Genomic DNA, 4,313 nt, shown 5'->3' on the forward strand with positions numbered 1-4,313 from the left:
TTATAAAAGTCAATTAGTACACTATTTTGGTATCTAGTAAATTGTTCGTATCTCCAAGTATAGTTATACATACAAATATCCCATCCCCAAATTAACCCACCAGAACACCGCCCCATTTGGCGCAATAGTTGCCGAAATTGCCCATGAATATGGATATTGCAATCGCGTTCAATTTGTGCGATTTCCGCATCTGTATAACCCTTAATCCGTTCAGGGTAGAAGGGGATAAAGGTATTATAAGCACGAACTTTCTTGAGTTCTTCAATAAAATCAATCATTTTCTTATTTTCCTATCATTTTCAGGCTGCCTTTTACTGTCTTGCACCATTATACACGGCAGCCTGAACCATTCACTTTGACCATCTTCCCACAAACCGCCCCATTTTCCAGCAAAAACATTGACACCCAAACTGGCTAATGCTATTATCGGCGGTTTCTATTATTAAACTATTTTTGGATTAACCCTATGAAAACCTTTTCAGCGAAACCGCACGAAGTGCAACGCGAATGGTTTGTGATTGACGCGACTGATAAAGTTTTGGGTCGCGTGGCAGCAGAAGTTGCCAGCCGTTTACGCGGTAAACACAAACCCGAATACACCCCACACGTGGACACTGGCGATTATATCATTGTGATTAATGCCGACAAATTGCGCGTAACAGGTAACAAAAACGAAGGCAAAATTTACTACCGCCACTCTGGTTATGCAGGCGGTATCTACCAACGCACTTTCCGCGAAATGCAAGAACAATTCCCAGGTCGCGCATTGGAAAAAGCCGTTAAAGGTATGTTGCCAAAAGGTCCTTTGGGCTATGCCATGATTAAAAAACTGAAAGTGTACGCAGGCGCAGAACATCAACACGCCGCGCAACAACCTAAAGTTTTGGAATTGAAATAATTGTAAGGACACAAATAAATGAACGGTAAATATTACTACGGTACAGGTCGCCGCAAAAGCTCTGTGGCTCGTGTGTTCTTGCAAAAAGGCACAGGTCAAATCATTGTAAACGGTCGCCCTGTTGATGAATTCTTCTCACGCGAAACCAGCCGCATGGTGGTACGTCAGCCTTTGGCTTTGACTGAAAACTTGGAAGCGTTTGACATCAAAGTAAACGTAACTGGTGGTGGCGAAACAGGTCAATCTGGCGCGGTGCGTCATGGCATTACGCGTGCCTTGATTGATTACGATGTGGCTTTGAAACCAGCATTGTCTCAAGCTGGCTTTGTTACCCGTGATGCGCGTGAAGTGGAACGTAAAAAAGCAGGTTTGCGCAAAGCTCGCCGTGCAAAACAATTCTCAAAACGTTAATCTCGTTTTGGCAAAAAGAACACCCTTTTCGGGTGTTCTTTTTTTATGCTGTTTTTTTCAGGCTGCCTTTCATTACCCTACAAATTTCTGCCGACCACCCATCTATTCCCTCTCCTTTGGGAGAAGGTTAGGGAGAGGGCAAAACAGTTAATGTACCACGATTTTTCCCTCTCCCCAGCCCTCTCCCAAAGGAGAGGGAGCCAGATGGTATCTCAACGATTACGGGCAATATTTTATTTTTGTAGGGTAACAAAAGGCTGCCTGAAAAACCACACTTTTTGATTTAATAATATCATGACGAGTTGCTATTCTAGTACGTTATATTATATCATTATTGGAAACATATTTTCCATTTTTTGATAAATAACATCAGGATACAAATCATGTTTCAACAAAAAATCATTGTTTTAACTGTGTTGGCGGTATTTGCTGCGCCGACTGTTTGGGCGGATACGGCGGCGGACAACACACCGTCAAACAGCGAAATCGCCACCACCGAACTCGCGCCCGTATTTGTAAAAGGCAAACGTGTGCGCACCGAAGGCAGCCTGCTGGACAGTGGCAGCAAAAGCCGCAGCGTGAGCGAAAAAACCATTCGCGACAAGGAATTGAAAAAACGTGGCGCGAATATTGGCGACGCTTTGTCGCATGAATTGGGTATTCATGCCAGCCAATTTGGTGGCGGGGCGAGTGCGCCGATTATTCGCGGTCAGGAGGGCAAACGCATTAAAATTCTGCACAATAATGGCGAAACGCTGGATATGTCCGCCATGTCGCCCGACCACGCGGTAACGGTGGACAGTGTGTTGGCGAAACAGGTGGAAGTGTTGCGCGGTGCCAATACTTTGTTGTACAGCTCGGGCAATTCTGCTGGTGTGGTAAACGTGGTGGACAACAAAATCCCGACAAGGCAGCCTGAAAATGAAAATAAGCGCGAAGTGGAATTGGGGACGCGTTTTAATTTGGCGGACAAGGAACGCTTGTTCACAGGCTCTATTACGCAAGGGATTGGGCAAAATTTCGCCATTCACGCGGAAGGTTTGTACCGCAAATCCGATGATTACAAAACACCCACTTATACGCTGCAAAATCAAACATCTAATAAACTTGCCAACAGTTTTGCTGATTCGTATAGCGGTAGCGTGGGCGCATCTTGGGTGGGCGATAAGGGCTATTTGGGTTTGGCGTACAGCCAGCGCAAAGACCGCTACGGGCTGCCTGCACACAGTCATTTGTATGACAATGCTTACATTGACATTATCCGTTTGAGCGTGGTGAATTTTGAAAAACCGTATTTGCGCCACTATCCGTTTTTGCTGGACGAGTTGGACGTGGATTATGATAATCCTGGCATCACCTTTCGCCACAATCCCAAAGGAAATGGACATGTTCACACCGCACGAGAAGAAGACCACCGCGATTCCGACCACCCTCTGATTGCCATGAAAAATCATCGTTGGGATTTGCGTGGCGAATGGCGGCAGCCTGTAAACGGTATAGATAAAATTCGCTTGCAAGCCACCCACGTCAAATATCGCCATGATGAACAAACAGGCAGCAATGTAGACAGCGAATTTCGCAACAAAGGGCGCAATCTGCGTTTGGAATTGGTACACAGCCCCTTGTTAGACGGGCGTTTGCAGGGCGCAATTGGTTTCCAGCATTTGCACCAAGACAATCGCGCCAGCAACAAACACGCGCTGCATTTTAAGAAACAGCATTTGTTGCAAGACAATTTTGTTACCCAAAATAGCTTTTTTGCGGTGGAACAATTATCGGGTAAAAATTGGCAATGGCAACTCGGCGCACGCGTTGAACGCCAAAAAATCGCCATGAAATTCAATAATTACATCAAATGGAAAGATGAAGACGTTCAGCCCAAAGACGCGCATTTAAAAGCCCCACACAAAGGTACGGCACGTTCTTATGTCAGCGCGTTTAACTGGTTGCCGAATGAAAAAAATAAATTGAGTTTGATTTTGTCGCACCAAGAAAGAATGCCGAATAATCAAGAGCTTTACGCGCACGGCAAGCATTTGGCAACCAATTCGTTTGACGCGGGCAACAAAAATCTGAAAAAAGAGCAATCCAATAATGTGGAATTGGCATGGGCATTTGTGGGAGACAAATGGGATTGGAAAGTCAGCACTTATTACAATCATTTCAAAAACTACATTTATTCGGATACTTTGAATGATGGTCGTGGTCCGCGCTCTTTAAACAGCAAATATCCTTTGCGCGTGAACCGCTACAATCAAGCCAAAGCGCATTTTTATGGCGCAGAAGCGGAATTGAATTATCAAATTCACCCTGATTATCGCGTGGGCGTGTTTGGCGACTTGGTGCGCGGTAAATTGAAAGACCGTCCAGCTTTGCCGACTGGTTTCTATTTGTTTGGCAAAAATCGTGGAAAACCAATTGGTTATGCAGAGCAACCTGATATTGATGCGCCACGCGTGCCACCAGCACGTTTGGGTATGCGCGTGAATGCGGATTTTACGGCGAATTTGAAAGGCGATTTGGAATTTTATCGTGCATTTAAACAAAAACGCGTGAGCAAATTGGAGCAGCCAACTGCAGGTTACAATATGCTCAACGCAGGTTTGGAATACAGTGGCAAATGGGGCGGCACGAATTACAGCACCTTTGTCCGTGCCACCAATTTGTTGAACGCCAAAGCCTATAACCATGCTTCGCATTTGTCGTATTTGCCACAAATGGGGCGCAGTATCAGTATGGGGGCGAATGTGAAGTTTTAAAATCCCAGAACTGAAAACACATTACGGCGTTATCGCCTTGTACGGCATTTTCATTTCTCCGACCATATCTTGATTGATGAAATATCAACAAGGCAGCCTGAATGTGTTTTCAGGCTGCCTTTTGCGTGTTTCAAAAACCACACTTTTATAGTGAATTCAATTTAAACCAGTACCGCGTTGCCAGCTCCCTTATGTACTAGGTGTACACGGCGGTCGCTGTCGCCTTGTCCTGATTTAAATTGAAT

Annotated in this window: 3 protein-coding genes and 1 pseudogene; 3 read left to right on the forward strand and 1 reads right to left on the reverse strand. The window is 45.1% G+C overall.

Translation table 11 applies throughout. The features are described from left to right. Window positions 1–278: pseudogene (locus tag Q338_RS12015) on the reverse strand (hypothetical protein); the annotation flags it as partial. A gap of 188 nt (window positions 279–466) precedes the next feature. Between Q338_RS12015 and rplM the strand changes: the two are divergent. From rplM to Q338_RS12030, 3 genes are all read left to right on the forward strand, one after another. Continuing rightward, complete coding sequence (rplM, locus tag Q338_RS12020; protein WP_034295798.1) at window positions 467–898, forward strand: 50S ribosomal protein L13; 432 nt, start codon at window positions 467–469, stop codon at window positions 896–898. Between the two features lie 18 nt (window positions 899–916). After that, entirely contained in the window at window positions 917–1,309 is a 393-nt protein-coding gene (gene rpsI, locus Q338_RS12025) for a 30S ribosomal protein S9 (RefSeq protein WP_034295800.1), read from the forward strand. Between the two features lie 383 nt (window positions 1,310–1,692). Further along, window positions 1,693–4,068, forward strand: coding sequence for a TonB-dependent receptor (locus Q338_RS12030; protein WP_034295802.1), 2,376 nt, complete (start codon window positions 1,693–1,695; stop codon window positions 4,066–4,068). Window positions 4,069–4,313: the final 245 nt, after the last annotated feature.

This window comes from Alysiella crassa DSM 2578 (assembly GCF_000745955.1).
Lineage (GTDB): Bacteria > Pseudomonadota > Gammaproteobacteria > Burkholderiales > Neisseriaceae > Simonsiella > Simonsiella crassa.